This window comes from Bradyrhizobium sp. Ash2021 (genome assembly GCF_031202265.1).
In the GTDB taxonomy this organism is placed as follows: Bacteria; Pseudomonadota; Alphaproteobacteria; order Rhizobiales; family Xanthobacteraceae; genus Bradyrhizobium.
Map to the genome: position 1 here is coordinate 1,996,516 of NZ_CP100604.1, position 25,581 is coordinate 2,022,096.

Genomic DNA, 25,581 nt, shown 5'->3' on the forward strand with positions numbered 1-25,581 from the left:
CAATGTGCGCTGGCAGGCACAGGCGGCATGAAGTCCAAGCGGATGACGGGGCCTCGATGGCTCACTTGCGCCGCGGTTATTTCTCTTCCGCCGCCGTCGAGGTCGCCGGACCTTCGCCCATGATCAGCAACACGGCGTCTTCATCCTTGGCGCCGTCCCAGTGCACCTGCTTGCCGAAATGCGTCACAAAACTCCCGGCAGGCATCGGTGTCGTGTTGGCGGGATCGAATTTCGGGCCGGATCCTACCCACCAGGTGCCCTGCAGGACGACAATGTAGCGATCGTTGGGGTGGAAATGCGGGCGGCTGAAATGGTTGCCTTTGGTCCATTTGGTGTAGACCATGTAGAAGCCCGGCTTGGTGGGATCGCCAACAACGACCGCACTTTGTCCGCCACGCGCGTCGACCGGACTCCATGGAATCTGGTCCGGCAATTTGTAGATGACAGCGGCGGGATTGAGTTCGGCGGCGGAGCCGATGCTCAGCATGCCGGCGAAAGCGAGCGGCGCCGCAAGATATCGCCAAAACCGGTTTGTTGCCTTCATGGTTTCCTCCGTTTTGCCGATGCCGTGAGCTGAAACCCGCTCATCTCTGTTGTCTCCGATGCTAGCCGGTCTCGTTCCCGCGAGGCAAGACGCAGACCTGCATGCGTGATGCGACAATAGTAACCTCGTACAACGCAACTGCAGCATGTAGAACGGGATTTACGCCGAGCGTCGCGGTGCTACGTTGCGGCCAACCAAAACAAGGGAGGACACTCTACATGAAGCGTTTGTCGGCACTTGCGGCGGGTCTCTTGATCGGCGTCGCCGCCTTTCAATTTTCAGGCGTGGCGTCCGGCCAGAGCGATGGCTGGATCACGCTGCTCGACAGTAGCAAGATGGGCGACTGGGATGAGGTCGGAAAAGCCAATTGGGCGATGAAAGACGGCGCGCTGGTCGCCGACAAGCTCGACGGCAAGGACCTGTCCTATCTCGTCTCCAAGAATCCCTACAAGGATTTCCAGATCAGGGCGGAGTTCTGGACCGACGAGGACGCCAATAGCGGCATCTTCATCCGCTGCGAGGAGACCAAGAAGATCGACTCCAAGGTTTGCTATGAGGTGAACATCTTCGACAAGCGGCCAGACCCCAGCTATGGGACCGGCGCCATCGTCGATGTCGGCAAGGTCGATCCGATGCCGAAGGCCGCCGGCAAATGGAACACCTATGAGATCACCGCGCAGGGCCCGCACTTTGTCGTTGTGCTCAATGGCCAGAAGACCGTCGACGCCCAGGATTCAAAACACGCCAGCGGGCACGTCGCGCTTCAATACGGCTCGGGCGTGGTCAAGTTCCGCAAGGTCCAGATCAAGCCGCTGTAACTCAGGCGGCCGGCGACAGGCTCGCCGAGTCGCGAACAGGCTCACCCGTCTTCAGCGGGTGAGCCTTTTTATGCCAGGCCCAGGCGGTGCGGATGATGGTCGCAAGATCCGAATGCGCGGGCTTGAAATTCAATGTCGCGCGCGCGGCGGACGGGTCGGCAACCAGGTAGGTCGGGTCGCCGACGCGTCGTGGCTTGACCACATGCGGCACCTCGCGTCCGGTCTCGGCCTGGATCGCGCCAAGGATCTCGCGCACGGAAAATCCCTTGCCGGTGCCGAGATTGAAGGCGCCGCCCGAATGTCCCTGCAGCAGCAGCTTGAGTGCCAGCACATGGGCTGCCGCCAGATCGGTGACGTGGATATAATCGCGGATCGCGGTGCCGTCGGGTGTCGCGTAATCGTCGCCGAACACCGCAAAGTCGGGCACGTGCCCCTGCAATGCCATCATGGCGCGGGGAATGAGATGGGTTTCGACCTCGCGCAGCTCGCCGATACCGCCTGAGGGATCGGCGCCGCTGGCGTTGAAATAGCGCAGTGCGAATGAACCGAGCCCGTAAGCCGCGCGATAATCCGCCAGCACGCGCTCGATCATCCATTTTGAGGCGCCATACGGGTTGATCGGCGCGCAGGCGTAATTTTCTGACAGGGCCTGGCTGTCGGCGTTGCCGTAGACTGCGCCAGTGGACGAAAACACCAGGCGGTTGCAGCCCGCCGCGCGCATCGCGTCCAGCAGCGCCAGCGTGCCGGCCAGATTGTTGAGGTAGTATTTCTGCGGATCGACGACGGATTCGCCGACCAGGCTTGACGCAGCGAAGTGCATGACGGCGGTGATGTCATGTTGGGCAAAGGTGTGCGCGAGCGTGGCCTTGTCCGCGATGTCGCCGGTGACCAGGGCGCCCGTGACGAACGAGCGGTGGCCGGTGGAAAAATTGTCGTAGCAAACCGGCTGATAGCCGGCCGCATCCAGCGCCCTGCAGCAATACGAGCCGATATAGCCCGCGCCGCCCGTGACCAGGATGGCGGGACGGTCGCTCATCAGTCGCCCGTCCGGTCGGTGACCGACGGCCGGCTCTTGTTGAACAGAAGATAGAGCGCGCGCGGATTGGTGGTCAGGTAGCGCCAGAACAGGCGGCGCGGCTCCAGCCAGATGCGCCAGGCCCATTCCAGCCCGACGCCCTGCATCCATTGCGGCGCGCGCGCCCGGCTGCCGGACAGGAAGTTGAACAATCCGCCCGACGTCTTGATGACGCCGACATTGGACAGGCGCGCGGCGTATTCCTCGACAAAGGCCTGTTCATAGGGCACGCCGAGCGCGACCCACAGATAATCCGGCGCCAGCGCGTTGATTTCATCGACCTTGGCGCGCAGCGCATCGCCCTTGAGATAGCCGTGCGAACGGCCGATGATCTTCAGGGCGGGATACCGGCTGCGAACATTGGCGACGGCGGCGGCATTCTCCGCCTCATCCGCGCCGAACATGTAGAAGGTCAATCCCGTCGCCTGGGCCTTGCGGGCGACGACGTGAAACAGGTCGGTGGTCGCGACGCGTTCGGGAAGCGGTGTCGATGATTTGAACCGCGATACGGTGACGAGCGGCTGGCCGTCGGCATTGATCAGGTCGGCGGCGCGAAACAACCGATCGGTCATCGGCTCGGTCGAACAGCGCGCCAGCACTTCGCCATTGGCCGAGGTCAGATAGAGCGGGCGATCGGTCCGGCGTTGCGGGAACACCATGTCGATCATGAAGTTCGCGGTCTGCTCGAGATCGAGCACGGCGAGCCGAAGCCCGCCCAATGTGATGCGGGGCACGCTGGCGGTAGCGGCTCTCCCGACGGGATTTACGCGACGCTCACGCATATTGCTGGTCTTGCTGACGGCTGACGACCGCGGGGTTGAGTTCGTTCAGGATGACGCCGACCAGCTTGCGCTCCGCCCCCTCGAGGGCGGCAATGATGTATTCCATGCTGTCGTTGATATCGAGATGGACCGCCAGCACCGCGACGAGGCCGTCGGCGATACCGATGAGATTGCGGTCGGCCGCGCTCCACGGCATCGCTGGTCCGTCGAGAATGATCAGGTCGTAGCCGCCGGCGGCACGCGCCTGCTCGATCGCGTTGCGGATGGCGTCGCCTGCCTTGACATCACGCACCCTCGCATCGGCGCTTTGGACGGCGGGCAGGATCGAAATTCCGTTTACGGTCTCGATGGCGCGCGACGCCTTGCTGCCGATGCTGAGCCAGCCGAGGCGGCTTGGTTCGCGCTTGCCGAGGTGGCTTACCTTGTCCGTCAGCATGTGCGCTTTGTGATCGGCGTCGATCATCAGCACCTTGGCGCCGTCGCGCGCGGCTGACAGCGCAATGTTCAGCACAACGATGCTGCGGTCATCGCCAGCGGCTGCACCGATCGCGGCCATCACGGGCGCGGTTTTGGCGGCTGTGCGGTTGTCCAGCGTGGCGCGGATTTCGCGCATCGTGTTGGGGAATGTCATCAGCGGCAAGCCCGCGCGCAGCGTCGGCCAGCCGAGCCGGGTGACGTCGGCCGTGCTGCCCGTCGCCAGGATTCCGCCCAGCGTCCGCATTACGTCGGACTCCCGCAACTGGGCAATCAGCGGCTTCTCGATCAGGCTCACCGCGGGCTGAGCTCGCGCTGGTGTGGCAGGCGGCTGCTTCGGGGTCGCGGCAACGGTCTGCTTCTCCGGGGCGAGCGGTGCCTTGGTCTGAAGCGGGCCTGCGCCCGGCGTCAGACGGTCGATGGCGATCATCCAGGCGGCCGCGGCCAGCGCGCCGAACACAAAGCCGATCATCGCGATCAGGCTCATCGCCGGCGGGAAGGTGCGTCGTTGCGGCACGGTGGCATCGCCGATGACGCGCGCGCTCGAGGTGTTCAGGCTTTCCTGTTCCTCGGTTTCGCGCGAGCGCTTGAGGAACGACTGATAGACGTCGCGGCTCGCCTCGACGTCGCGCTCGAGCTCGCGCAACCGCACCGAGGCCTGGCTCATCTGGACGCTCTGGCGCTTTTGGGTCTCGAGCGCCTTGTTCAGCGAAGCCTCGTAGTCGCGGGCACGGGTGAGATCGTTCCTGGCCGATTGGGCGTAGCGCTCGACTTCTTCATTGACGGTTCGGCGCAGGTCCTCGACCTGCTTGTCCATCTGGCGCAGCGCGGGATGCCGCGGTCCCAATTCGCTCTGCAACTCGGCCTGGCGCTTCTTGGCCTCGGCAAATTGCGCACGCAGATTGGCGATGGTCGGCGATTGCAGCGCCTCGGGGATCGCGCCGGCGTCGGTAGCGGCGCGGCGGCTGGCTTCGATCTGGTCGTATTTGGCTTGGGCGTCGAGCGTCAGCGCCCGCGCCGCGGCGAGTCGCTGGTTGCTGGCGGAGAGCTGCTGGTCGCTGATCAGCGTGTCCTGGGTGCCGACGAAATTGTTCTGTGCCTTGTAAACCGCCAGCGTGTTTTCGGCGTTGCGGAGCCGTTCCTGCAATTCCTTCAGCCGGCCGGAGAGGTCGTTGGTCGCGCGCCTTGCGGCGGTGGCCTGCGACTGCTTCGATTCGGCGAGATACGCCTTGGAGATCGCGTTGGCGAGCATCGCCGCCTTTGCCGGGTCATACGACCAGACGTCGATGTCGACGATGAAGGTGCGGTCGGTCTTCTTCACATTGATGTGGCGGTTCAGCGCTTCCAGCGCGCCCATTTGGACCAGCTTCTGCTGCTCGGCGGTCGGGCGGAACTCGATCCCGAACAGGCCAAGCAGCGAAGCGAATATGCCTTTGGCGCCGGTGCCGCCGAATTCGGGATCGGTGTCGAGACTGGTGTCGCGGATCACCTGCAGCAGCACATTGTTGGAGGTGATCAGGCGCGCCTGGCTCTCGACCACCATCGCAAGGCCGGAAATATCCTGGGCGCGCGGCGTCAGTTCGCGATCGACCAGCTGCAATTCGCGAGGATCGACGTAAAGCTGGGCGCTTGCAGTGTATTTCGGTGACAGGCTTTTGCCGATCGCGACCGCGACGCAGGCGCAGATCAGCGCCGCCGAGGCGATCGCGATTTTCCGCTGCCACAGCAACTGGGCCAGATCCAGCACGCTGAAACCGGCAGACGCCGATACCGGCGCGGGCATTGCGTCTGGTTTGGCCTGGTTTATCGGCTCGTCATAAATAAGCATCGACCCCAGCTTCCATTCCAACTGCCGCACGCTTCGGCTGAGGGGTTACTCTTCGGGTTACGCCACGCGCGCTGCAGGCCACCGCGGAAACAACGCACACAGGAAAATTAACCATACTCATTGAGGGACTATTCACCGAAATGGCAAACAAAGCGTTTAAACGCGGGCACATCGCTGCGCCTCCGCCATGGTCAGGGCCGGGATTTTCCGGCGCGCCGCCGCCTCGAGGGCGTGATCGACGAGTGCCGGCGAACAGCCATAGGGGCTTGGCTTCTCGGCGACGTCGTGGCCGTAGAAAATTAACCATCCATTATTCTCTTGCGCCTCGTCGAAGGCGCGCTCGATCCCGTCGCGGGTCATCTGGCGATCGATCAGCGGCATCGCGCGAAGGAACTGCATGTCCACGCTGCCGCAGTTCACGCCGGGGACGATGCTGCGGCAGGACACGAACGCGTCCTTGAGCATCTGCTTTCGGGCGAACGATCCGTAGCCGAACGGATAGGCGAAGGTCCCGATCTCGATGGAGGGATCGAGCGAACGAAAATAAATGCGGTTGCGCGCGATCTCGTCCGCCAGCGACAGCTCGTCGAGATCGCAGGCGCGCCGATGCGAGAAGGTATGACAGCCGATCTCGTGGCCGCGACGATACAGCGACACGACATCCGCGGCGTCGCCGGAGTCCCAGTCGGGGGTGTTGACGCCGACCAGGCCGCCCGACACATAGAACGTGCCGCGCGCGCCATGCGCTTCGAGGATTTCGGCGCCGGTGGTCACCGCGCTGCTTGGAAGATCGTCGAAGGTGAAGCTGACCATCGGCGTGGCATTGCGCAGCCTAACCAGGTCGACGTGCAGATGCATCGCCAGCCGGTGGCTGACCTTCACCCGTGCCTCGGACAACATCGCGTTCATTTTCATCGCTTTCGCAAAATCACGTGGTAGTCGCCGTGCCGCACGTCGGTCTTGCCGGGCAGGAAAGAATTCATCGCTGTGGCGACGGCATCGACCAGGGCGGCGAACAACGGCTTGCGCCGGCGCATTTCCGGATAGCGCGGGCTCTCGTATTGCCTGCGATAGATCATCTGCAGGCCGTGCCTGTCGGCAAAGGCTTCGAGATTCGACAGCGTGACCAGCGGATGGAAGTGGGTCGGGAACGGCGCGCAGCCGGGCAGGCCGGCGTTTTTGTCGCCGCGCACATGGCGGTAGAACCAGACATGAAACCAGTGCGGCGAGTATTTGGTGACGACGCCGGACAGCGATCTCGGATTCGGCGCGCCGATCAGGATCATGCCGTTCCGCTTCAGCGACTGGCAGAAGCCGAGCAGGGCGGCTTCGACGTCGGGCACGTGCTCGATCACATTGTAGCAAATGACGAGATCGAAACTGTCGGGTGCGAAGCGATAGGTCTGGATGTCGCCGAGGATCGTCTCCTGCGCGTAATCATTGTTGCGGATCTGGTCCTCGTCGATATCGACCACGGTGACGTGGGCGCGGCGCAGCACGTTGAGCGGCAGGAAGCTGGTCGAGCCGCCGCCGGCCTCGTAAATCGCAAGGCCGGCCGCGGGCAGTCTCGCCTCGAGAATGCTGTGAACGGTCAACAGGCTCTGCCGCGCCTCGCCGGGTGGCAGATCGAGCAGGGATTGCGGATGCGTCGGCGCCGGCTTGACTGCCTTGTCGGCGGGAGACGCATGAGCAGGATTGAGAGCTAATGTCTTGGTCATTGGTTCATCCAATGTTGATGTTTGCGAATTTGGTCCGGAACATCGCAACGCCGGTCTTCAGGCGCCCGCGAATCCGGGAAATGTCGAACCGCCAGCACAGCGCGGCGTAGGTGACGAGCCCGGCGCCCGCCAGCACGGCGCAGGCGGCCAAATCCGCAACATGCAAGCTTCGGTCGAGCGCGCCGACGATGATCGCCATCACCAGTCCGGCGATCACCGTCAAGGCCAGCCGGCCGAGCGGAAGCGGAACCGGGAAGGCAAAGCGGCTGAGCAGCAGCGCACCGGCAAATCCGAAGGCGTCGGCGCCGAGACGTGCCCAGGCCGCGCCGACGGTGCCGTAATGGTCGACCAGAACATAGGTCAGGATCACATTGGCGACGATGATCGAGGCGGTGTTGATCAGATAGAACGCGTTGCGGCCCGACAGCAGGAAGCTTGCATGCAGATATTGCTGCGTCAGGATCTGGAAGATCACGGCGACGGCGACGATCGGCATGGTCTGCGCCGCCAGTTCGCGGAAGTCGGCGCCGAGAATGACGTTGGCGACGTGGGAGGAAATGACCGCAAAGCCGAGGCAGGCCGGCAGGGTGATGCTGAGCAGCAGTTCGACGCATTCGGCGAGATGCGAGCGTACCGCCGCGTCGCCTTGCCTGGTGTGGATCTGCACCGCGAGCGGGAAAAACGCCGCGGCGGCGCTCATCGCCGGCATCATCAGGGTCTGCCGGACCAGGTCGAGCGCTGCGACATATTTTCCGGCGTCGGCGGCGCCGACCAGATTGGCGATCATGAAGCGGTCGGTGACGCTGGAAATTCCGAGCAGGGTCAGCGACAGCGTCAGGGGCAGGCCCGTCTTCGCCAGGGTCGCCAGACGGGCACGGTCGAATGTGATTGTCGTGCCGCGCCAGGCGGTACGCGACTGCACCAGCACCGCGATCAGATAGGCCAGCGCGGACGACAGCAACAGCATGAAGCCGGCCGGGCTGACGAGCGCCACGACGACGCCAAGGCCGAGCACCGCGACGGCGCGGACCAGGGTAGCCTTCATGACCGAGAATGCCATCAGCCGGGCGCGAACCAGATCCTGGGTCAGTTCGAACAGGCCGATCGCGACCGAGAGCACCACCGCCGCCAGTGCCGCCGTCGGGTCCAGCCCGAGCAGCCGCCCCAATCCGTACGCGATCGGCGCGGTCAGGCAGCAGATCAAATATCCCGAAATCACCACGCCGCGGACGTCGGTACCGTCGTTGCGCGCGTGGCCGCTGAGAATGAGATTCCGGAACCAGCCGACCAGGAAAACGCTGACGACGGCGGCGAAGCCTGTGCCAAGCAGATAGATGCCATAATCATGCGGCGACAGCAGCCGGGTAAATATGAAAACGCTCAACAGTCCCAGCAACGCCGAGAGGATGTTGGCGGTCAGATTGATACTGGCTTGCCCGATCAGCATAGGGCTGCTAGCCCCGCCGGTTCGTCGGTGAGGGCTAAGGGAGCAAGAATGGCGTCGCTCTCGGCGATCGCTGCGCGAATGGTTTCGACCGGTGTGCCGGAGAAGGATGCGATCGAGAACGCGACGTCGTGCCTGTTGGCGCTCTCGAGCAACCGCTTGAGTTCACCTTTGCTCAGCGTTGGCTGTTCCCAATAGCTGACGCATGGCGTGGTCGGGACGGCGCGATGGACAGCGGAAAAAACCGGATCGTTCTCAACGAAATATCCGTACAGCATGTATTCGGAGAACTCGCGGGTCTTGCAGAGGGCGTCGATCCAGTCGAGTCCGGTCACGGACTCGATTCTGGAAGTCAGGGCGCGCGTGGTCTGCTGGTCCCAGATTATAATGTGTCCGATGAAGTCGGATGCCGGGAGTGTCGGTGCGGGGTATCCCAGAAGCTGATGGCTGGTATCGACCCAGCGCGAATGGCGCGGTTGGGCCGCGATGACCGCGTTCTCCATGGTCAGAAGCGGGATCGGATTCGGGTACTCAAAACGCGACAGGTCGAAATCCCGAAAAAACACAACGTCTGAATCCAGGATGCAATAGCGCTGGTGGGGCAGCGAGATCGTTGCGGCGATCTTCAGGAATTGCTGGACGTGCCAGCCGCTCACCGGCTTTGCCCGCAATGACCACCAGAACTGCCGCCGCTTGCGCTGGATGATGCGCGGCAGCGGCCGCAGCCAACCCGGCAGGTAGGCCGACGCCGGAATCACGACGCGCCGTTCGCTGGCGAGATGGGCGAACAGCGGCAGGTCGCAGTCGGGAACCAGCAGATAATGCTTCGAGAACGCGATGACGTGACGATCCACGCTCTCGCACAGCAGCGTGCAGAGCTCGAGGTCGCGCCCGTAGGTTGGGGTTAACAACGCGACGGAATTCATCTCGCAGGTCTCTCTGGCGATAACATTCACGAGCAGTTCTCTGGGTGCCGTTTCCGTGTGCCAGTCAATGAGCAAGATCGATGCCGGACCGCGCCGCGCGCGATTGCTGCGGTTTGGTGTGGTTAACTTTGCGCGCGCTTAACCATCGCGTGACGGTTAACCGCGCGTGGTAACCATCGTTCAAGCCGCATTCGCGCGCCGCAGCCGCACTGAACTGCCATTGCCCGGAATTTGCAGAGCCTGAGCCGGTATCGCCGAGGTGGTTCGGCGAAGGTATGGACGCATGACGATAGGGTCGCATTTCCGGCCGAATTTACTCGCGGGCGGCATCAGGGCCGCGAGGTCAGTTCTTTTCGGCACAACCGGACTGTCCGGGATGTCCGCTTTTGGCACGGCGACGGCCTTCGCCGCGGGCGGCTCCGAACCGGCGTCCGCGCCATGAAGTACCGTGCCGATATCGACGGCCTGCGGGCGCTCGCCGTCCTGCCCGTGCTGTTCTACCACATCGGCGTTCCCGGCTTCTCGGGCGGCTTCGTCGGCGTCGACATCTTTTTCGTTATTTCGGGCTATCTGATCTGCGGCATGATCGACGCCGACATTCGCAACAGATCGTTCTCGCTCGGCGATTTCTACAAGCGCCGGATCCTGCGCATCCTGCCCGCGCTGTTCGTCATGTTCCTGGTCACCAGCGTCCTGGCCTATGTCTATTGCCTGCCGGTCGAGTTGCAGGACTATTCGAGGAGCCTTGCCGGCGCGGTCGCGTCGGTCTCGAACTTTTACTTCGCGCAGACCGCTGGATATTTCGAGGCGGCGGCCGAAACCAAGCCGTTGTTGCACACGTGGTCGCTGGGGGTCGAGGAGCAGTTCTACTTCATCGTGCCGCTCTTGATGCTGCTTGCCTACCGGTTTGCGCCAAGGCGCGCAAAACTCCTGTTTGCGGTCGCCGCCACGCTCTCCTTGGCCGCCGCGCTCGCGGTCAGCTATCGAAACCAGACCTTTGTCTTCTACCTCACGCCATTTCGCGCGTGGGAGCTGGCGCTCGGCGCACTGCTTGCGATCGGGTTTATCCCGGCACCGGAAACCGGGTTCTGGCGAAATCTCTGCGGTGCCACGGGATTGTTGCTCCTGCTCGGTGTCATTTTCCTCGGATCGTCATCGGCGCCGCTGCTTCTGATGACGTCGCTCGCCAGCGTTGGCGCTACCCTGGTCATTGCCTCCAGCGAGCGCGGGATTTCGCAGGTCGGACGGTTGCTGTCGCTGTCGCCGATCGTATTCATCGGCCTGATCTCCTATTCGCTCTATTTGTGGCATTGGCCGCTGACGGTGTTCCAGCGCACCGACGCGCTGTTCTCGGCCGACTCGCCCGCGTCAGCCAAGCTGACGCTGATCGTCTTGTCGGTCGGTATCGCCTATCTGTCGTGGAAACTGGTTGAGCTCCCGTTCCGTGCGCTGGCGCGCGAGACGTCCAAAGCCGCGGCTTTCGGTGCGGCGTCGACAGCGATAGCGGCGGTGTTTACGCTGTGTGGATTGACGCTGATCGTCGGCGGGGCGCCGTCGCGTTTTCCGGATCGCGCCGTGGAGATCGGTGCCTATCTCGCCTACGATTCCTCAACCCAGTTCCGCACCGGGCACTGTTTCCTGTTGACCAACCGCCAGCAGTTCGACGCCGAGACCTGCATGAAGTTGGATTCGACGCGGCCGAATTATCTGCTCGTTGGCGACAGCCATGCGGCGCATCTCTGGTCCGGTCTGGCTTCAGCGATGCCGGAAGTGAACATCATGCAGGCCACCGCGAGCCTTTGCCGGCCGGCCGTGCTGCCGGGATCGCGATACGATACGCGGGTGTGCCGAACCCTGATGCAGTATGTGTTCGACGATTTTCTCGTCAATAACAAAATCGACAAGGTTCTTCTTGCCGCATCGTGGAAAGACGAAGACCTGCCGATCCTGTCGTCCACGCTGGAGATATTGAAGTCGAGAGGCGTCGACGTCACGGTGCTCGGGCCGATCGTCGAATACGACGCGGCGCTGCCGCGGCTACTCGCCGACGAAATCCTGCGCGACAGCCCCGCGTCGGCAAACGCCCGACGCACGCCCGGCATTCGGGAGCGCGATCTGGCGATGCGAGAGATGGTGACCGCGCGTGGCGCGACCTACCTCTCGGTCTATGACGCCGTTTGCCACAATGGTCATTGCGACGAGTTCGCGGATGACCGCGTTCCCATGCAGTTCGACGCCGGCCATCTCACGGCAAAGGGGTCCGTTGAAGTCGGACGAAGGCTTTCAGTCTTCTTGAGGAAATTTGCGAGCGCAGACCATGCGTCGAACTGATCGAACGCGCCGCCATCGGCATCGGTCCAAATGGCCGGCACTTGTCCTGATGGTGTTCGTACTGGGCAGCCTTGCCTCGGCTGGAAGTGACGCACGTGCCGCGTCGCGCGGATTCTCAAACCCGGCGAAGTTTGCGGGTGCGTTCGTCGATTGGGGGCCGGTGGGTCGCGAACGCATGCTGCAGGCCTGGGAGAAGTGGCTGAAGCAGGAGCCGTCGTCGGTGCTTGGCGTCGACTTCTATGGGCAATCGACCTGGGACGATCTTTACAAATTCGGCTGGGTGCCGGGAATCTGGAAAAAGCTCAACCCGGCGCGGAACGTGGTTTGGTCGGTGCCGCTGACGGTCAAAGGGACGCCGCTCGCCGACGTCGCCAATGGCCTTCACGATGCCGAATTCGATGCGGCGGCGCGCACGATCGCCGAAGCGCAGCCAAAGGCAATCATCCGCCTCGGCTGGGAAATGAATCTTTCAACCATGCCGTGGTTCGCCAAGGACCAGGAGGCCGACTACATCAGGGCGTTCCGGCGCGTGGTCGGAATATTCAGGCAACACTCCGCCGATTTCAGCTACGACTGGTGTCCGGGGTGGGGCGCCCAGGACAGCGCCGCGGATCTGGCGTATCCCGGCGACGACGTCGTCAACACCATCGGCCTCGATGTCTACGATTTCAAGCACGAAGGCTCGGTGGAGGAGCGATGGGACCTCTTCTATGTGAAAGCACCGTTCGGCCTGGAGTGGCACCGGGACTTTGCGGTCCGGCACGGCAAGCGCATGAGTTATCCCGAATGGGGCGTCGGCAATGCCGGCGACAATCCGTTTTTCGTCCAGCAGATGCATGACTGGTTCGTCAAGAACGAAGCCATTATCGGCTATGCGGCCTATTTCGACGTCGATGGATTGTGGCCCACGCAGATCGACAACGATCGGTTTCCGAGGTCGCAGCAGCTGTTCAGGCAACTGTTCAGCCGCTGATGCCCCGGCCCGCGCTGTTTAGCTCGGGTTAACGCCGTCCGTTAACCGTCGCAAGAAATCGGCGCGGCAAGGCGCGCTGCCGGACCGGATATTGCAACAATGCCCTTGTAACGTTTGGGTTCCGAGAGCTTCCCGGAACGAACCATCGTGCCGGAACGACGATGTCCCGATATCGCGGAGCGATCCCGTTTCGGGACGATGACAGACAGCCGCCGAGAATTCGCCATGAGCCAGATTTCGACCGGATTGCCCGAAGACGTTGACACCACGCCGGATGCGTCGCGCGCATGGGTGGCGATCTCGCCGGCGCTCGATCCTTCGATCGAGATCGTGGTCTGCATTCCAAGTTTCCGTCGGCCGCAGCACCTGCGGCAGACCCTGGAGTCGCTTGCCGGGCAATGCACCGGCCGCCGCTTTGCGGTCGTCATCGTCGAGAACGACGCGCTGCGGACCGAGAGCGTTCCGGTTGCGGCGGAATTCCTGGCGTCGGGCAAATTTCCGGGGCTCTGCGTCGTTGAGCCGCGCCAGGGCAATTGTCATGCGATCAACGCCGCGTTCGAGACCGCGCTGGCGACGTTCCCCGCGGCGACCGATTTTCTGATGATCGACGATGATGAAATCGCCTCACCGGACTGGCTCGAGCTAATGGTGTCAGCAGCGGAGACGACGGGCGCCGACGTGGTGGGCGGGCCGGTATTGCCGAATTTCGATGACGCGCTGAAGCGCGGGCTGCGCCGTCATCCGGCCTTTGCGCCGGCCTACGACAGCTCGGGCCCGGTGCCGGTGATCTATGGCTGCGGCAACTGCCTGATCCGGCGGCCGGTGTTCGCGCGCGTGGGCGCACCCGCCTTCGATCTGCGCTTCAATTTCCTCGGCGGCGGCGACACCGATTTCTTCTACCGTTGCCGGCGCCTCGGCATGGGATTTCACTGGGTGTCAGAGGCCACCATCAATGAGACCGTGCCACAGAGCCGGACCAGCCTGAGCTGGCTGATCACGCGCGGCCTGCGGATCGGTGCGATTAATTATCACGTCCAGCGCAAGGCGACGCCGACGGCCTGGTCGCGGATCAGGCTTGGTCTCAAATTGTTCGCGGCGCTGCCGCTGTCGCTGACCTACGCGGTGCGGGCGTTTCTGGCCGAACGCAAGCCGAGCATCGCCATGCACCCGATGACGGTGGCCGTCGGCGGCGCGCTGGCCGCGATCGGCATCGAGCCGCAGCCTTACAAAGCCTCGAAGATCGTCTCGTGAGCCAGTTCGTCACCACCTCGCAAGTCCACGCCGTCGTCGGCGAGATCCGGCGCCAGCAGGTGATGGACATCGTTCGCGGCGCCGTGTTCGTCGGCGCTTTGCTGCTGGCGTGGGTGACGCTGCGGCCGTTCGAAGACCTCTCCACCATGCAGATCGGCGACGTCACGACCGGCAACGAGGTGATGACCTATGCGGCATTCGGCGGCCTCGCGGTGCTGGCCGTCGCACTCGCCATGCACGACAACATCCAGGGGCTCAAGACGCTGTTGTCGCCGGCGTTCGTGCTGTTTACCGGCTGGTTGTGCCTGACGGTCGTGCTGTCGTTCGACCCGAGCACGTCGATCCGGCGCTTCACTTTGTCGGCCTGCGTCGTCGCGGTCGCGGCGGCGCTGCCGCTGCTGGCGAAATCGCAAACTGAAATGATGCGCTGGTTCAGTACCGCCACGCTGGCCTTGCTGGCGATCTGCTATCTCGGAATATTGCTGGCGCCGCATCTTTCGATCCATCAGGCGACCGATCTGCAGGAGCCGCAGCTCGCGGGAAACTGGCGCGGGTCGTTCGGCCACAAGAACATGGCGGCCGCCATGATGGCGATGCTGCTTTTCCTCGGCATCTACCTCATCCGGGCCGGCGGGTGGATTGCCGGGGTTGCGGTGGTCGGCCTGTCGTCGCTGTTTCTGTTCTATTCCGCCGGCAAGAGCTCGTTCAGCCTGTGCTTTGCGGTGCTGCTGTTGACATCGCTGACCTCGGTGGTTCGTTCATTCTGGCCGCGTGCCGTGATGCTGTTGACGCCGCTGCTGCTGTTAAACCTGCTCAGCGTCGGAACGGTGATGAGCGAAAGCCTCGCCGAAATTGCAAAATTGTTGCCGCTGGATTCGAGTTTCACCGGCCGCCTCGACATCTGGACCTTTGCCGTGCAATCGCTGCAGGGACGGCTGGCGACCGGTTACGGCTTCGCGTCGTTCTGGGGCAGCAGCGCCATCCAGAACCTGCCGGAAGGCAAGGAATGGGCGGCCTACGCCTCGCACAGCCATAACGGCTATCTCGACAGCACGCTCGGCATGGGTCTGCCCGGCCTGCTGCTTTTGATGGCGGCGATCGTCGTCAAGCCGCTGCGCGATTTTCAGGGCACGGACGAGGGAGGCAACAACGGTCCGCTGGCGATGGTGTTTCTGCGGATCTGGCTGTTCGGGCTTTATTTGTCGTCGATGGAGAGCTTCTTCCTCGACCGCGCCGATCCGCTGTGGTTCACGTTCCTGGTCGCGATGTTCGGCCTGCACTATCTGGCGCGGTTTCGCGCGCGGGCGTGACGTTCATTCGTTCGACGGCATCACCGATAACCTTTTCACAACTGAATCTTGGTGTAAAGTATGAGCACTTAGAGATACAATCTAAAATTGATATTTGGGGGCTACAGTGAGCGATTTGGACAGGCGAATCGAAGTGGCAGTAGCGTCGGAAGTAGAAAAGCAACTCAATCGAGAGCGCACAATCTTAAAGGATGCAGGAGCAATCGCGCTCAAGATCATAGCGGGATCGTTCGTGCTGCTGTTCGCCATTTTCACCGTCTTTGGGTTGACGACGTGAGCTGCACCCGGTTCCGAGGACACCGAGTTAGGTGTTTTATGGAGCAGGAGGTGTGTCATGGAGAGACGGCAGTTTACGCGAGAGTTCAAGCTTGAGGCTGTACGCCTGATCAAGGAGCGCGGCGTGTCGTATGCGCAGGCGTCAGCAGACCTTGGCGTTCATCCAACGCAGTTGCGCAATTGGGTGAAGCAGCTGGCGGACGATCCGCAGCATGCATTCCCCGGCCAGGGCCAGATGAAGCCGGAGCAGTTGGAGATCGCGCAGCTCAAGCGCGAGGTCGCCAAGCTGAGAGCCGAACGGGACATCCTAAAAAAAGCCGCGGCCTACTTCGCGAAGGAATCAACATGAAGTTCGCCTTCATCGCGAAGCACCGGGGGATCTGGCCGGCGGAATGGTTGTGCGGGGCGCTCGGTGTCTCGCGGGGTGGGTTCTATGCCTGGCTGACACGGCCGCGCAGCCAACGCAGCCGGAGCGATGAGGAGTTGGGCGCGAAGGTTCGCGCCAGTTTCCTCGCCAGCGATCGAACCTATGGCGCGAGGCGAGTGTGGCACGACATGTTGGCGGAAGGCGGGTTGTGTGGACTGCATCGGATCGAGCGTTTGATGCGGCTACAGGCTCTCAAAGCCCGTCCACGACGGCGGCGACTGCCGCCCGATCTGGGTGAGCGGCAGGTCGCCGCCGTCGCTCCCAACGTGCTCGACCGCAGCTTCGATGCGTCCGCTCCCAACCGCAAATGGATCGCTGACTTCACGTACGTGTGGACAGCGGAGGGTTGGCTCTATGTTGCCGCTGTCGTCGATCTCTTCTCCCGCCGTGTGGTTGGTTGGTCGATGAACGCAGCGATGACGGCCCAGCTCGTCACTGACGCCCTGGTGATGGCGATCTGGCGACGGGGCAAACCGGACGCGCTCTTGCATCATTCCGATCGCGGCAGCCAATACACCAGCGAACAGTTCCAGCGGCTGATGGCCGATCACGGCGTCGTCTGCTCGATGAGCCGGTCAGGCAACGTCTGGGATAACGCGGCGATGGAGAGCTTCTTCTCGTCATTGAAGACCGAGCGGACTACGCGCAGAGTGTACCGAACGAGGGATGACGCCAAGGCTGACGTCTTCGATTATATTGAGCGCTTCTACAATCCGAAACGCCGGCACTCGACGATCGGATATTTGAGCCCTATGGAGTTCGAGCAGCAGGCTGGATTAGCTTAAGCAGGTGTCAACAGAACCGGGTGCAGCTCAGGATTCGCATTTTCCAGCGCTCGGCCGTTGACCAGTAGTGTAGCAGAGTAGCACAGTTACTCTGTTTGAGGGAGTTCTTAAGTTGTCTTTACACTTATCGCCTTCGCCGCGTCCTGCCACCATCCGTCGAAATCGAACGGCGCCTGTGTCGACGGTGTTTTGAGCGCCGCAATGATCCGGTCGGCATAGGCGTCGTCATCCGAGCCGCGCGGGACCAGCACGATGGCGCCGCGGTCGATCAATTGCTTGAAACGCCGGTGATGGTCGAATTCGTCGGGCCAAGCAGGGCCGGTCACGATCAGCGGCCGGCCGGATGGCACGCAGGTGAGGACGCTGGAGCGCCGGGCCGTGAGGCCTTCATCGAGCGGATAGCAGAAAGCGTCGACCTCATTGAACAGGCCGAACACCTCCTGGTCGGAGGCGACGAAGCCGCTGACGATCACGTCGTCGGCGATGCCGAGCTCGGCGGCGCGGGCGCGAAAGTCCTCCTCGACATTGTCGACGCCGCGGATGAACGAGCCGATATAGACGATCAGCGGCTCGAGCCCGCGCGCCTTCAATATCGCGCCGATATGGAGCAACGCATTGGGTTGCTTGGCCGGATAAATGGATCCGAAATGACCGATCACCAGCCGGCCCGCTTTCCGGGCGGCGGCGAGGCGCCGGCGCAATTCCGAATCTGCTGTTTCCTTGGGCGCTTCGATGTTCGGCGGCAGCGGCGCCAGCACGCTTTTGCCGGCGGTCCAGCCCACCAGGGGATCGTCGGCGAGCTCACGCCGCACCAGCGGTGAAAACATGATGATGCTGTCGGCCAACAACAGCGCCGGAATGTAGGTGAGCCGGCGCAGCCAGTGCAGGCCGCCCCATTCGTGCTGAATCAGGACAATTTTGCGCCGTCGCAGCTTCGCCATCGCGAGCGCCAGCAGCGGGGCCAGGATCACGCGCTTCCAGGCCACGATGGGAAAGTTGCAGACCACGCTCTGTGCCGAGCCGACGGCGCGCCAGCTCTCACCGAAGGTGCCTTCGGTACGCGTCAGAGTTAACGTCGTGCTGCTGCCGGGATCGCGCTTTTCGGTCCGCTCTTGCAGCAAGCGCGTAAAATGCCCGACGCCGCACTGCATCTGCGGTCCCGCGCCAAGAAACAGCGCCCGATATCGGGGGTCTGAGGTCATCGTAGCGCTGCGAAGTTTCCCAAAAACATCTCCGTTAGCCATACAGCGCAGACATTAGCTTCCGGTAAGCGGCCGCAAGCCCTCGGCGGCACCGTTCTTGCCAATCTGATCGCAGGGATTGCCCGGCCGTCTCATTACGGGACATCGGGCGGCCAAAGGTTCGGCGGCGACCCCAGGATTTCGGGACAACCGGAATCGCGGTCACCGCGGCAATGGAACAGGAAGTCAACAGGAGCGCGACAATGACGACCAGCAAGATCTTCAACAAATGGGACCAGACGCATTCCGAATTGTGGAGCCATCAGCCGATCCGGCTCGAGCACGAAATGCACAAGTCGCCGGCGTTCTCGATGGACGATCTCGCCAAGTTGATCAAAGGCTATCCGCGCGAACATTATAGCCTGGTGCAGACCGGCGCCCGCGGCTCCAGCAAGTTGTGGCGCGAGGGTGATATCGGCAATCTCTCGGGGCGCGAAGTCATCGATGCGATTTCCCGCGGCGGGCTCTGGCTCAACATGCGCGATGTCGGCGCGGTCGACAGCCGCTACCGCAAGCTGGTCGACAAGATGTTCGAGGAAATCGTCGCCAAGGTGCCTGGCTTCCAGATGCCGAAGGGCCATCAGGAAAGCATCTTGATCTCGTCACCCGACGCGCAAGTCTATTACCATGCCGACCTGCCGGGACAGAGCCTGGTGCAGATCGCCGGCCGCAAGCGCGTCTATGTCTATCCCAACACCGCGCCGTTCATCACACCGCAACATCTCGAAGACATTGCGCTGTTCAATGTCGAAGTCGATCTGCCCTACAAGGAATGGTACGACGATCATGCCAAGGTGCTCGACATCGGTCCCGGCCAGATGCTGGGCTGGCAGATGAACGCGCCGCATCGGGTCGAGAACCTCGACACCTTCAGCGTCTCGATGACCATCTCCTACACCAACGAGGAGATCCGGCGGAACGAGATCGTCAACCTCGCCAACGGCATGCTGCGCCATCGCTTCGGCTACACGCCGAAGACGCGCAATCTGCGCGGTCCGTCGTTCTTCGCCAAGGCGGTGATGCAGAAGCTGTTGCGCGACGGCAAATGGGTCAAGCGCGAGCGCAGCGTACGCCGCCCGATCGACTTCCGCCTCGATGCCGCCCAGCCCGGCAAGATCGTCGACCTGCCGAAGGCGGCGTGAGCGGATTGTCCCGACGATGACGGTGCTGGCGGAACATTTGGTAGAGCTGGACGCGCGGCCGAAGACCCGCGCGGGTAGCTTCCGCGTCGAACTGGTCCGTGACTGGAAACAAGCCACGGCGCGCTGGAACGACATCAACCCGTCGACGCCGTTCCAGCATCCGCAATGGTACGAGGCGTGGTATGGCGCCTTTGCCGGTGCCGATGGTGTCGAGCCGTTGATTGCCGTCGTCACCGATGCCGCGAGCGGCGAGCAGGCGGCGTTGCTGCCGCTGATCCGCCGCCGGCACAAGGGCATGCGGATCATCGAATTCGCCGATCTCGATCTCACCGATTACAACGCCCCGATCCTGGGCAATGCGGCACCGCGCGACGCCCACGCCGCACGCGCGCTGTGGCGGGATTTACGGGCGGCCTTACGTAAAATGCCCGGCGCCGATCTGATCCGTCTCCGCAAGGTCCCGGCCGATCTCGGCGGCCGGCCCAATCCGCTGGCGCTGCTCGCGGACGCTGGTCCGTGTGCGGCCAACGGCAATGTCGTCACCACCGGCGACGACTACGACGGCTGGCGCTACACGCTGGAGAAAACCGTGCGCAAGGAGCTGGAGCGGAGCTGGCGCGTGTTCACGCGCGACCCGGCCGCAGGCTTCAGCTTCGTCACCGATCATCATGAGGCGTTGCGAATTCTCTCGACGACCGAAGTCCAGCAGGGCACGCGGATGCAAAGCCTCGGCCTCAACTTCATCCTCAACGACGAAGCCTGTGCCGCGTTCTACCGCAATCTGGTCCGCGACGGCGTCGGCAGCGGTTACGCCCTGGTATCGGCGCTCACGGTCGGCGACGAAGTCGTGGCGACGCTGCTCGGCATCCGCAGCGGTTCGCGTTACGTCATGGTCCGCATCAGCAATGCCGGCGACAAATGGTCGAATTGTTCGCCGGGCCGGCTGATCATCGAGCGGACGATGGCAGCGCTGCACCAGGACGGCGTTCGGGAATTCGACTTCTCGACCGGCAATTATGCGTACAAGCGCCGCTTCGGCGTCACGCGGTTGCCGCTGGTCGATGTCAGCGCGGCCTTGAGCTGGCGCGGATTGCCTCATGCGTTGCGCTATCGCACCGCGCGCGAACTGCGCAGATATCCGCGGCTCACCGCCTTTTTGAAACGCGCGCTTGGCAAACCGGCGTCGCGCGAAGAGAACTGACGTCCGTTGCAAAAGAGTCACGGTCGTGCAGATCTGCCACACTCAGCAGGATTGTGCGGTCGTTCTTCCTGTGTTCGCAAGAGTTCATGATTGTGGCAACCGCGGAGGCGTAAGCTGCTGTCCGGGTCAAGGGCGATAGGTGAGTGCTTCCGTGGGGAGAACCGACATGCCAGCCTATATTCACCATCACGAAGACGCCGAGCCAGCCTTCATTATTTGTCCGATCTGCGTCGGTCTTCCGATGTACGTCAAGGACGTCGAACCGCATTGGAGCATGGCGAAGATCGACTTCACCTATGAATGCTCCGACTGCGGCATGGAAATCAGGCAGACGGTGACCAAGCCGGAGCTGCAGCACTAAACCTGCCGCACTACGCCGGGCTGGCCCGGCGCGCATTCCAGCGCATCGCGATCCCATTTCGCCGAGATCGCCGCCGCTTCATAAGTGCCTTGCAGGAAATCGAGCAGCGCCTTGTCGGGATCGACGGCGGTACGCACGGCATCATAGGGCAGGATGAATTCGCCCAGCGCTTCGCTGAAGAACGCCGCGTCCGGCTTCACCTTCGTCGTGCGAAAGCCTGCGGGTTCGGGATAGGCATAGGAATAGAACGCGGGATAGTCGATCGCGCCGCCGCCCGGCCAGAAGCCGGCGCTGCTGACCTCATGCGAATAGGCTTCGTGTGCCACCGCGTCGGGCAGGTTGGGCACGCCGCCGGGATGACGCGGCGCGCGCCGCCCGGAAAAGCGCGTTACCGCTAGATCGAAACTGCCCCAGAAGAAATGCACCGGGCTTGCCTTGCCGAGGAAGCCGGTGCGGAACTGCTTGAAGACGCGGTCGCAATTCACGAGGATTTGCAGAAAGCGCCGCACCGCATCCGGGTCGTAGGACGCATGGGCGCTGTCTTGCGAGAACCGGACCGGATCCGGCAATTCATTCGGCATTTCGTCGATGGTGACGGCGATGCCGAGCTCCTTGAGGGTCGCCATCACCGCAGCATAAAAGCTCGCGACCGACTGCCCCGCCAGCGCGAACTGCCGCTCCGCGCCGTCGCTGGCCGAGATGCGCAAGGCGTGATCGATGAAATCGAAGTCGATCTGGAACGCTCGCGCGCCGTCCGGAATCGGTGACGTCGTCAGCCCGCGCGGGGTGACGTAGAGGGCGACATGCCAGGAATGATTGAGCCAGGGTGACCGCGTCAGCCGGATCTTGCCGACGATCTGGGTCCACAGCTGAACCGTCGCATAGGTGTCACGCCACGCCGCGGTCGGCAATTCCGGCCACGGGGCTTGCGATATGTTGCTCATGCCTGAATCCTGTGCGCGGTCAACGTGAAGGCATATCGCCTATCACGAATTCCTCACGCGAGCTTCACGATTTGGTGCATTCCGGGCAGCGGCGCGCGCCGCGCGTGGCGCGGAACAGGCTGCGGCACCACCAGCGCCGTGCAATCGCCTGCAGCGGATTGCGCACCAGCTGAGCCATGAAAAGAATTTCGACCATAGCGATAACCCATCGTCCAGCGCATGATCCGCCAAAGTGTCCGCGGTTTGGCGACAAGATCATGCGCTTACTTAAAGAGAGCGCGATCGGACGCAAAACCGGGCACCACTTTTGCTGATCGCGCTCCGGATAAATGGGGGCGGCATTCCCAAATGAGAATGCCGCCTCTATCGCATCAGCCATGCAGTTTATTCGCGGTCTCCGCGATCACCCGTCCTTGATAGCGCGCGCCGGCGAGCTCGTTTTCGCTCGGCTGGCGGCTGCCGTCGCCGCCGGTGATCGTGGTCGCGCCATAGGGGGCGCCGCCGGTGACTTCGTCGAGCTTCATCTGGCCGGCAAACCCGTAGTTCAGGCCGACGATCGTCATGCCAAAGTGCAACAGGTTGGTGATGATCGAGAAAAGCGTGGTCTCCTGGCCGCCATGCTGGGTGGCGCTCGCGGTGAAGGCGCCGCCGACCTTGCCGTGCAGCGCGCCTTTCATCCAGAGGCCGCCGGCTTGATCGAGGAAATTGGCCATCTGCGAACTCATCCGGCCGAACCGCGTGCCGGTGCCGACGATGATGGCGTCGTAATTGGCGAGATCCTCGACCTTGGCGACCGGCGCCGCCTGATCGACCTTGTAATACGACGCTTTCGCGACATCCGGCGGCACCAGTTCGGGCACGCGCTTGACGTCGACGGTGGCGCCGGCTTTGCGGGCGCCTTCGGCGACGGCGTTCGCCATCGTCTCGATGTGACCGTAGGCGGAATAATAGAGGACGAGTACTTTGGCCATGATGGTTCTCCGTTAAGTTTGTAGTGGTTGTTCTTGCGAGATGACATGCGCGGGCTATTGCCCGCGCATGAGGGGTGGGGGTGCCTACGCCGCGTCGACCAGCACCAGTTCGGAATCCTCCAGCGCGGTGATCCTGAGCTTGGCTTCACCGCGGATCGCAGCACCGTCGCGGGCGTTGACGCGGACGCCGTTGACCTCGACGCTGCCCGCCGCCGGGACCAGATAGAGGTTGCGGGTTTTCCCCGGCGCATATTCCGCGCTCTCGCCGGCCTTCAGCGTGGTGGCGAGCACCCGCGCATCGGCCCGGATCGGCAGCGCATCCTTGTCGCCGTCGATACCGCTGGCGATGGTGACGAGCTTGCCGGAGCGATCCGACTTCGGGAACGGTTTGGCGCCCCAGGTCGGGTGGCCGCCTTGCGTCGTCGGCTCGATCCAGATCTGGAAGATCTTGGTCTTTGCCGGCTCCAGATTGTATTCGGAATGACGAATGCCGCTGCCGGCGCTCATCACCTGGACGTCGCCAGCTTCTGTGCGGCCCTTGTTGCCAAGGGAGTCCTGATGCGTGATCGCGCCTTCGCGGACATAGGTGATGATTTCCATGTTGGCGTGGGGATGGGCGGGAAAGCCTGAGTTCGGCGCGATCTCGTCGTCGTTCCAGACGCGCAAGCTGCCGTGGCCCACGTTGCTGGGGTCATAATGGCTGCCGAACGAGAAGTGATGCTTCGCCTTCAGCCAGCCGTGATCGGCACCGCCGAGTTTTGCAAAAGGTCTGAGTTCGATCATGGGATATTCCTTATCGTTTTGGATGATGACAGGGGGTGGCGGGCGTACCGCGCCCGGCCTTGACGGTCGTTCGGATCAGGCGCCGAAGCCGCCATCGACATTGAGCACCGTGCCGGTCACGAACGAGGCTTCGGGGCTGGTGAGGAACACGACGCCGGCGGCGATCTCTTCCGCGGTGCCGAAGCGTTGCAGCGCGTGTTGCTTGCGTTGGGCGTCGGCGAACTCGCGATCGTCGTCCGGGTTCATGTCGGTGTTGATCGAGCCCGGCTGCAGCACGTTGACGGTGATGCCGCGCGGTCCGAGGTCGCGCGATGCGCCCTTGGTGTAGCCGACGACCGCGGCCTTGGTGGCGGCGTAGTCGGCAAGACCGGGGAACGAAGCGCGGGTTGCGATGCCCGAACCGATGGTCACGATGCGTCCGCCTTCGCCCATCAGCTTCGAGGCCGAGCGGATCGCGGTAATGACGCCGTGGACGTTGATCGCGTCCTGGCGCGCCAGCGCCGCGGTGTCGGTATTGGCATCGTCGATCGGTCCGCCGACGGCAACGCCGGCATTGTTGACGAGGATATCGAGCCGTCCGAAATCCTTTGCGACGTCCTTCACCAGTTGATCGACTTCAGCGGACGAAGCCTGGTCGGCCTTGTAGGCGCGGGCCTTGACGCCGCTGGCCTGCAATTCCGCAACCACCGCTTCGGCCTTGTCGGGGGAGGCGACATAGCTGATGGCGACATTGGCGCCTTCATTGGCCAGCGCCCGGGCGCTCGCCGCGCCGATGCCGCGCGAGCCGCCGGTGACGAGGGCAACCTTGCCTGAAAGCTTCCTGGTCATGAGATTTCTCCGTAACTTGAATTCCGATAGCGCTTGGATATGCCTCCCGCTGTGGTATAGAAATAGAAACTATTGAAACTCATTGTTTCCAAAATAGAACCTAAGGCCGCCCCAGATGGCAAAACTCCCTGACTTTGAAGGCCTCGCGATTTTCGCAAAAGTCGTGGAATTACGGTCGTTTGCGGCGGCCGCAGCCGAGCTTGCGCTGTCCAAGGCCACGGTCTCGAAAGCGGTCAGCCGGCTGGAGGAGCGGCTCGGCGCGCGGCTGTTCAACCGCACCTCGCGGCGGCTCGCGCTGACCGATGCCGGGCAAAAACTGTCGGAGCGCGCGACGCGCTTGCTGGCCGATGGCGAGGCGGCGGAGAACGAGGCGTTGTCGCAATCGATGGCGCCGCGCGGGCTGGTGCGGCTCGCGGTGCCGATGACCTTCGGGGTCAAGGCGGTGGCGCCGCTGTTGCCGGAGTTTTTAGCCGCCTATCCCGAGGTCTCGATCGATCTGCATTTGAGCGACGCGACGGTCGATCTGATCGGCGAAGGCTTTGATGCGGGCCTGCGCATCGCGCGGCTGCCGGATTCTTCCCTGATCGCGCGGCGGCTCTGCGCGACGCCGCGCTACACGGTAGCGGCGCCGTCTTACCTGAAACGCCATGGCCGGCCGACGCATCCGATGCATCTCGCGCAGCACAAATGCTTTGGCTACGCCTATCTCTCGACGGCCGGCGTCTGGCACTACACCAACGCGGCTGGCGAACAAGCCAGCGTGCGGCCGGCTGGCCAATTGCGTGTCAACAACGGCGAAGCGCTGTTGCCGGCGGTGCTCGCCGGGCTCGGCATCGCCGACCTGCCGGACTTCATCGTCGGCGAGGCGATCGCTTCAGGCGAGGTCGAGGTGATCCTGAAAGGCTGGAAGCAGCCCGAAGGCGCCGTGCATCTGGTGACGCCTCCCGGCGGCCCGCGCCCCGCGCGCGTCGAGGTGCTGGCGGATTTTCTGGCGAAGCATTTTGCGAAGGGGAGGAAGAGGTAAGCGCGTCGCGCCGTTTGTTTGGCCCCTCCAGGGGAGGGTAAGAGACGCGCGGCTATCGCAATGGCTGCGGTTTCGGCTAGGCTCTCTTTTCACAAACCAAAACAAAATCCCTGGGGAGAAACTG

General features: G+C 63.0%; 25 protein-coding genes. 11 read left to right on the forward strand and 14 right to left on the reverse strand.

The window, feature by feature from the left end; genetic code table 11:
* Window positions 1–76: 76 nt before the first annotated feature.
* Window positions 77–544 carry a cupin domain-containing protein gene (locus NL528_RS09585; RefSeq protein WP_309182453.1) on the reverse strand — a complete coding sequence of 156 codons (468 nt, stop codon included), beginning with the start codon at window positions 542–544 and terminating at the stop codon, window positions 77–79.
* A 218-nt stretch (window positions 545–762) separates the two neighbouring features.
* Here NL528_RS09585 and NL528_RS09590 point away from each other — a divergent pair, with 218 nt between their 5' ends.
* Window positions 763–1,362, forward strand: a complete 600-nt coding sequence (locus tag NL528_RS09590) for a DUF1080 domain-containing protein (protein WP_309182454.1) — start codon at window positions 763–765, stop codon at window positions 1,360–1,362.
* A gap of 1 nt (window position 1,363) precedes the next feature.
* Here NL528_RS09590 and galE read toward each other — a convergent pair whose 3' ends face one another.
* The 7 genes from galE to NL528_RS09625 all read right to left on the reverse strand — a co-directional run bounded on the left by galE (window position 1,364) and on the right by NL528_RS09625 (window position 9,609).
* Window positions 1,364–2,398, reverse strand: a complete 1,035-nt coding sequence (galE, locus tag NL528_RS09595; RefSeq protein WP_309182455.1) for a UDP-glucose 4-epimerase GalE — start codon at window positions 2,396–2,398, stop codon at window positions 1,364–1,366.
* Complete coding sequence (locus NL528_RS09600) at window positions 2,398–3,219, reverse strand: WecB/TagA/CpsF family glycosyltransferase (protein WP_309182456.1); 822 nt, start codon at window positions 3,217–3,219, stop codon at window positions 2,398–2,400. Before NL528_RS09600 ends, galE begins: the two co-directional genes overlap by 1 nt.
* A complete protein-coding gene (locus tag NL528_RS09605) occupies window positions 3,212–5,521 on the reverse strand; it encodes an exopolysaccharide transport family protein (protein WP_309182457.1) in 2,310 nt (769 codons plus the stop codon). Before NL528_RS09605 ends, NL528_RS09600 begins: the two co-directional genes overlap by 8 nt.
* A 156-nt stretch (window positions 5,522–5,677) precedes the next feature.
* Window positions 5,678–6,430 carry a polysaccharide deacetylase family protein gene (locus tag NL528_RS09610; protein WP_309182458.1) on the reverse strand — a complete coding sequence of 251 codons (753 nt, stop codon included), beginning with the start codon at window positions 6,428–6,430 and terminating at the stop codon, window positions 5,678–5,680.
* 2 nt (window positions 6,431–6,432) lie between these two features.
* A complete protein-coding gene (locus NL528_RS09615; RefSeq protein ID WP_309182459.1) occupies window positions 6,433–7,239 on the reverse strand; it encodes a class I SAM-dependent methyltransferase in 807 nt (268 codons plus the stop codon).
* Between the two features lie 4 nt (window positions 7,240–7,243).
* Entirely contained in the window at window positions 7,244–8,686 is a 1,443-nt protein-coding gene (locus tag NL528_RS09620; protein ID WP_309182460.1) for an oligosaccharide flippase family protein, read from the reverse strand.
* A complete protein-coding gene (locus NL528_RS09625; protein ID WP_309182461.1) occupies window positions 8,680–9,609 on the reverse strand; it encodes a DUF6492 family protein in 930 nt (309 codons plus the stop codon). Before NL528_RS09625 ends, NL528_RS09620 begins: the two co-directional genes overlap by 7 nt.
* Before the next feature lie 438 nt (window positions 9,610–10,047).
* Between NL528_RS09625 and NL528_RS09630 the strand changes: the two genes are divergently transcribed.
* The 6 genes from NL528_RS09630 (at window position 10,048) to NL528_RS09655 (ending at window position 16,962) form a co-directional block, all read left to right on the forward strand.
* Window positions 10,048–11,940 (forward strand): acyltransferase family protein, encoded by a 1,893-nt coding sequence (locus NL528_RS09630; RefSeq protein WP_309182462.1) that lies wholly within the window; start codon window positions 10,048–10,050, stop codon window positions 11,938–11,940.
* Window positions 11,927–12,913 (forward strand): hypothetical protein, encoded by a 987-nt coding sequence (locus NL528_RS09635; protein WP_309182463.1) that lies wholly within the window; start codon window positions 11,927–11,929, stop codon window positions 12,911–12,913. Before NL528_RS09630 ends, NL528_RS09635 begins: the two co-directional genes overlap by 14 nt.
* A gap of 225 nt (window positions 12,914–13,138) precedes the next feature.
* On the forward strand, window positions 13,139–14,164 hold the full coding sequence (locus tag NL528_RS09640) for a glycosyltransferase (RefSeq protein ID WP_309182464.1): 1,026 nt from the start codon (window positions 13,139–13,141) through the stop codon (window positions 14,162–14,164).
* Window positions 14,161–15,474 carry an O-antigen ligase family protein gene (locus NL528_RS09645; RefSeq protein ID WP_309182465.1) on the forward strand — a complete coding sequence of 438 codons (1,314 nt, stop codon included), beginning with the start codon at window positions 14,161–14,163 and terminating at the stop codon, window positions 15,472–15,474. The genes NL528_RS09640 and NL528_RS09645 overlap by 4 nt, the downstream gene beginning before the upstream one ends.
* A gap of 106 nt (window positions 15,475–15,580) precedes the next feature.
* Window positions 15,581–15,751 carry a hypothetical protein gene (locus tag NL528_RS09650; RefSeq protein ID WP_309182466.1) on the forward strand — a complete coding sequence of 57 codons (171 nt, stop codon included), beginning with the start codon at window positions 15,581–15,583 and terminating at the stop codon, window positions 15,749–15,751.
* Window positions 15,752–15,808: 57 nt separating this feature from the next.
* Window positions 15,809–16,962 (forward strand): IS3 family transposase gene (locus NL528_RS09655; protein WP_309177055.1). Its coding sequence is split into 2 segments (ribosomal slippage): window positions 15,809–16,067 and window positions 16,067–16,962, totalling 1,155 coding nucleotides; the frame shifts between segments, so codons are not numbered across the junction.
* A gap of 107 nt (window positions 16,963–17,069) precedes the next feature.
* Here the strand turns inward: NL528_RS09655 and NL528_RS09660 are convergent.
* Window positions 17,070–18,164 carry a glycosyltransferase gene (locus NL528_RS09660; protein WP_309182467.1) on the reverse strand — a complete coding sequence of 365 codons (1,095 nt, stop codon included), beginning with the start codon at window positions 18,162–18,164 and terminating at the stop codon, window positions 17,070–17,072.
* A gap of 242 nt (window positions 18,165–18,406) precedes the next feature.
* Here NL528_RS09660 and NL528_RS09665 point away from each other — a divergent pair, with 242 nt between their 5' ends.
* The 3 genes from NL528_RS09665 (at window position 18,407) to NL528_RS09675 (ending at window position 20,907) form a co-directional block, all read left to right on the forward strand.
* Window positions 18,407–19,345, forward strand: coding sequence for a hypothetical protein (locus tag NL528_RS09665; protein ID WP_309182468.1), 939 nt, complete (start codon window positions 18,407–18,409; stop codon window positions 19,343–19,345).
* Between the two features lie 16 nt (window positions 19,346–19,361).
* Complete coding sequence (locus tag NL528_RS09670) at window positions 19,362–20,546, forward strand: GNAT family N-acetyltransferase (protein ID WP_309182469.1); 1,185 nt, start codon at window positions 19,362–19,364, stop codon at window positions 20,544–20,546.
* A gap of 166 nt (window positions 20,547–20,712) precedes the next feature.
* Entirely contained in the window at window positions 20,713–20,907 is a 195-nt protein-coding gene (locus NL528_RS09675) for a hypothetical protein (RefSeq protein WP_309182470.1), read from the forward strand.
* Here the strand turns inward: NL528_RS09675 and NL528_RS09680 are convergent.
* The 5 genes from NL528_RS09680 to NL528_RS09700 form a co-directional block, all read right to left on the reverse strand.
* Entirely contained in the window at window positions 20,904–21,851 is a 948-nt protein-coding gene (locus NL528_RS09680; protein WP_309182471.1) for a DUF5996 family protein, read from the reverse strand. The two genes, NL528_RS09675 and NL528_RS09680, sit on opposite strands and share 4 nt — an antisense overlap.
* Window positions 21,852–21,915: 64 nt before the next feature.
* On the reverse strand, window positions 21,916–22,230 hold the full coding sequence (locus tag NL528_RS09685) for a hypothetical protein (RefSeq protein ID WP_309182472.1): 315 nt from the start codon (window positions 22,228–22,230) through the stop codon (window positions 21,916–21,918).
* Window positions 22,223–22,822 (reverse strand): NAD(P)H:quinone oxidoreductase, encoded by a 600-nt coding sequence (gene wrbA / locus NL528_RS09690; protein ID WP_309182473.1) that lies wholly within the window; start codon window positions 22,820–22,822, stop codon window positions 22,223–22,225. Before wrbA ends, NL528_RS09685 begins: the two co-directional genes overlap by 8 nt.
* Window positions 22,823–22,906: 84 nt before the next feature.
* Complete coding sequence (locus NL528_RS09695) at window positions 22,907–23,605, reverse strand: pirin family protein (protein ID WP_309182474.1); 699 nt, start codon at window positions 23,603–23,605, stop codon at window positions 22,907–22,909.
* A gap of 75 nt (window positions 23,606–23,680) precedes the next feature.
* Window positions 23,681–24,433, reverse strand: a complete 753-nt coding sequence (locus NL528_RS09700; protein ID WP_309182475.1) for an SDR family oxidoreductase — start codon at window positions 24,431–24,433, stop codon at window positions 23,681–23,683.
* Window positions 24,434–24,548: 115 nt separating this feature from the next.
* Here NL528_RS09700 and NL528_RS09705 point away from each other — a divergent pair, with 115 nt between their 5' ends.
* A complete protein-coding gene (locus NL528_RS09705) occupies window positions 24,549–25,457 on the forward strand; it encodes a LysR substrate-binding domain-containing protein (protein WP_309182476.1) in 909 nt (302 codons plus the stop codon).
* Window positions 25,458–25,581 lie beyond the last annotated feature (124 nt).

Bases quoted from the DNA above. Each gene is read 5' to 3' on its own strand.
- NL528_RS09585 (WP_309182453.1), bottom strand. From the start codon at position 544: ATGAAGGCAACAAACCGGTTTTGGCGATATCTTGCGGCGCCGCTCGCT.
- NL528_RS09590 (WP_309182454.1), top strand. From the start codon at position 763: ATGAAGCGTTTGTCGGCACTTGCGGCGGGTCTCTTGATCGGCGTCGCC.
- galE (WP_309182455.1), bottom strand. From the start codon at position 2,398: ATGAGCGACCGTCCCGCCATCCTGGTCACGGGCGGCGCGGGCTATATC.
- NL528_RS09600 (WP_309182456.1), bottom strand. From the start codon at position 3,219: ATGCGTGAGCGTCGCGTAAATCCCGTCGGGAGAGCCGCTACCGCCAGC.
- NL528_RS09605 (WP_309182457.1), bottom strand. From the start codon at position 5,521: ATGCTTATTTATGACGAGCCGATAAACCAGGCCAAACCAGACGCAATG.
- NL528_RS09610 (WP_309182458.1), bottom strand. From the start codon at position 6,430: ATGAACGCGATGTTGTCCGAGGCACGGGTGAAGGTCAGCCACCGGCTG.
- NL528_RS09615 (WP_309182459.1), bottom strand. From the start codon at position 7,239: ATGACCAAGACATTAGCTCTCAATCCTGCTCATGCGTCTCCCGCCGAC.
- NL528_RS09620 (WP_309182460.1), bottom strand. From the start codon at position 8,686: ATGCTGATCGGGCAAGCCAGTATCAATCTGACCGCCAACATCCTCTCG.
- NL528_RS09625 (WP_309182461.1), bottom strand. From the start codon at position 9,609: ATGAATTCCGTCGCGTTGTTAACCCCAACCTACGGGCGCGACCTCGAG.
- NL528_RS09630 (WP_309182462.1), top strand. From the start codon at position 10,048: ATGAAGTACCGTGCCGATATCGACGGCCTGCGGGCGCTCGCCGTCCTG.
- NL528_RS09635 (WP_309182463.1), top strand. From the start codon at position 11,927: ATGCGTCGAACTGATCGAACGCGCCGCCATCGGCATCGGTCCAAATGG.
- NL528_RS09640 (WP_309182464.1), top strand. From the start codon at position 13,139: ATGAGCCAGATTTCGACCGGATTGCCCGAAGACGTTGACACCACGCCG.
- NL528_RS09660 (WP_309182467.1), bottom strand. From the start codon at position 18,164: ATGACCTCAGACCCCCGATATCGGGCGCTGTTTCTTGGCGCGGGACCG.
- NL528_RS09665 (WP_309182468.1), top strand. From the start codon at position 18,407: ATGACGACCAGCAAGATCTTCAACAAATGGGACCAGACGCATTCCGAA.
- NL528_RS09670 (WP_309182469.1), top strand. From the start codon at position 19,362: ATGACGGTGCTGGCGGAACATTTGGTAGAGCTGGACGCGCGGCCGAAG.
- NL528_RS09675 (WP_309182470.1), top strand. From the start codon at position 20,713: ATGCCAGCCTATATTCACCATCACGAAGACGCCGAGCCAGCCTTCATT.
- NL528_RS09680 (WP_309182471.1), bottom strand. From the start codon at position 21,851: ATGAGCAACATATCGCAAGCCCCGTGGCCGGAATTGCCGACCGCGGCG.
- NL528_RS09685 (WP_309182472.1), bottom strand. From the start codon at position 22,230: ATGGCTGATGCGATAGAGGCGGCATTCTCATTTGGGAATGCCGCCCCC.
- wrbA (WP_309182473.1), bottom strand. From the start codon at position 22,822: ATGGCCAAAGTACTCGTCCTCTATTATTCCGCCTACGGTCACATCGAG.
- NL528_RS09695 (WP_309182474.1), bottom strand. From the start codon at position 23,605: ATGATCGAACTCAGACCTTTTGCAAAACTCGGCGGTGCCGATCACGGC.
- NL528_RS09700 (WP_309182475.1), bottom strand. From the start codon at position 24,433: ATGACCAGGAAGCTTTCAGGCAAGGTTGCCCTCGTCACCGGCGGCTCG.
- NL528_RS09705 (WP_309182476.1), top strand. From the start codon at position 24,549: ATGGCAAAACTCCCTGACTTTGAAGGCCTCGCGATTTTCGCAAAAGTC.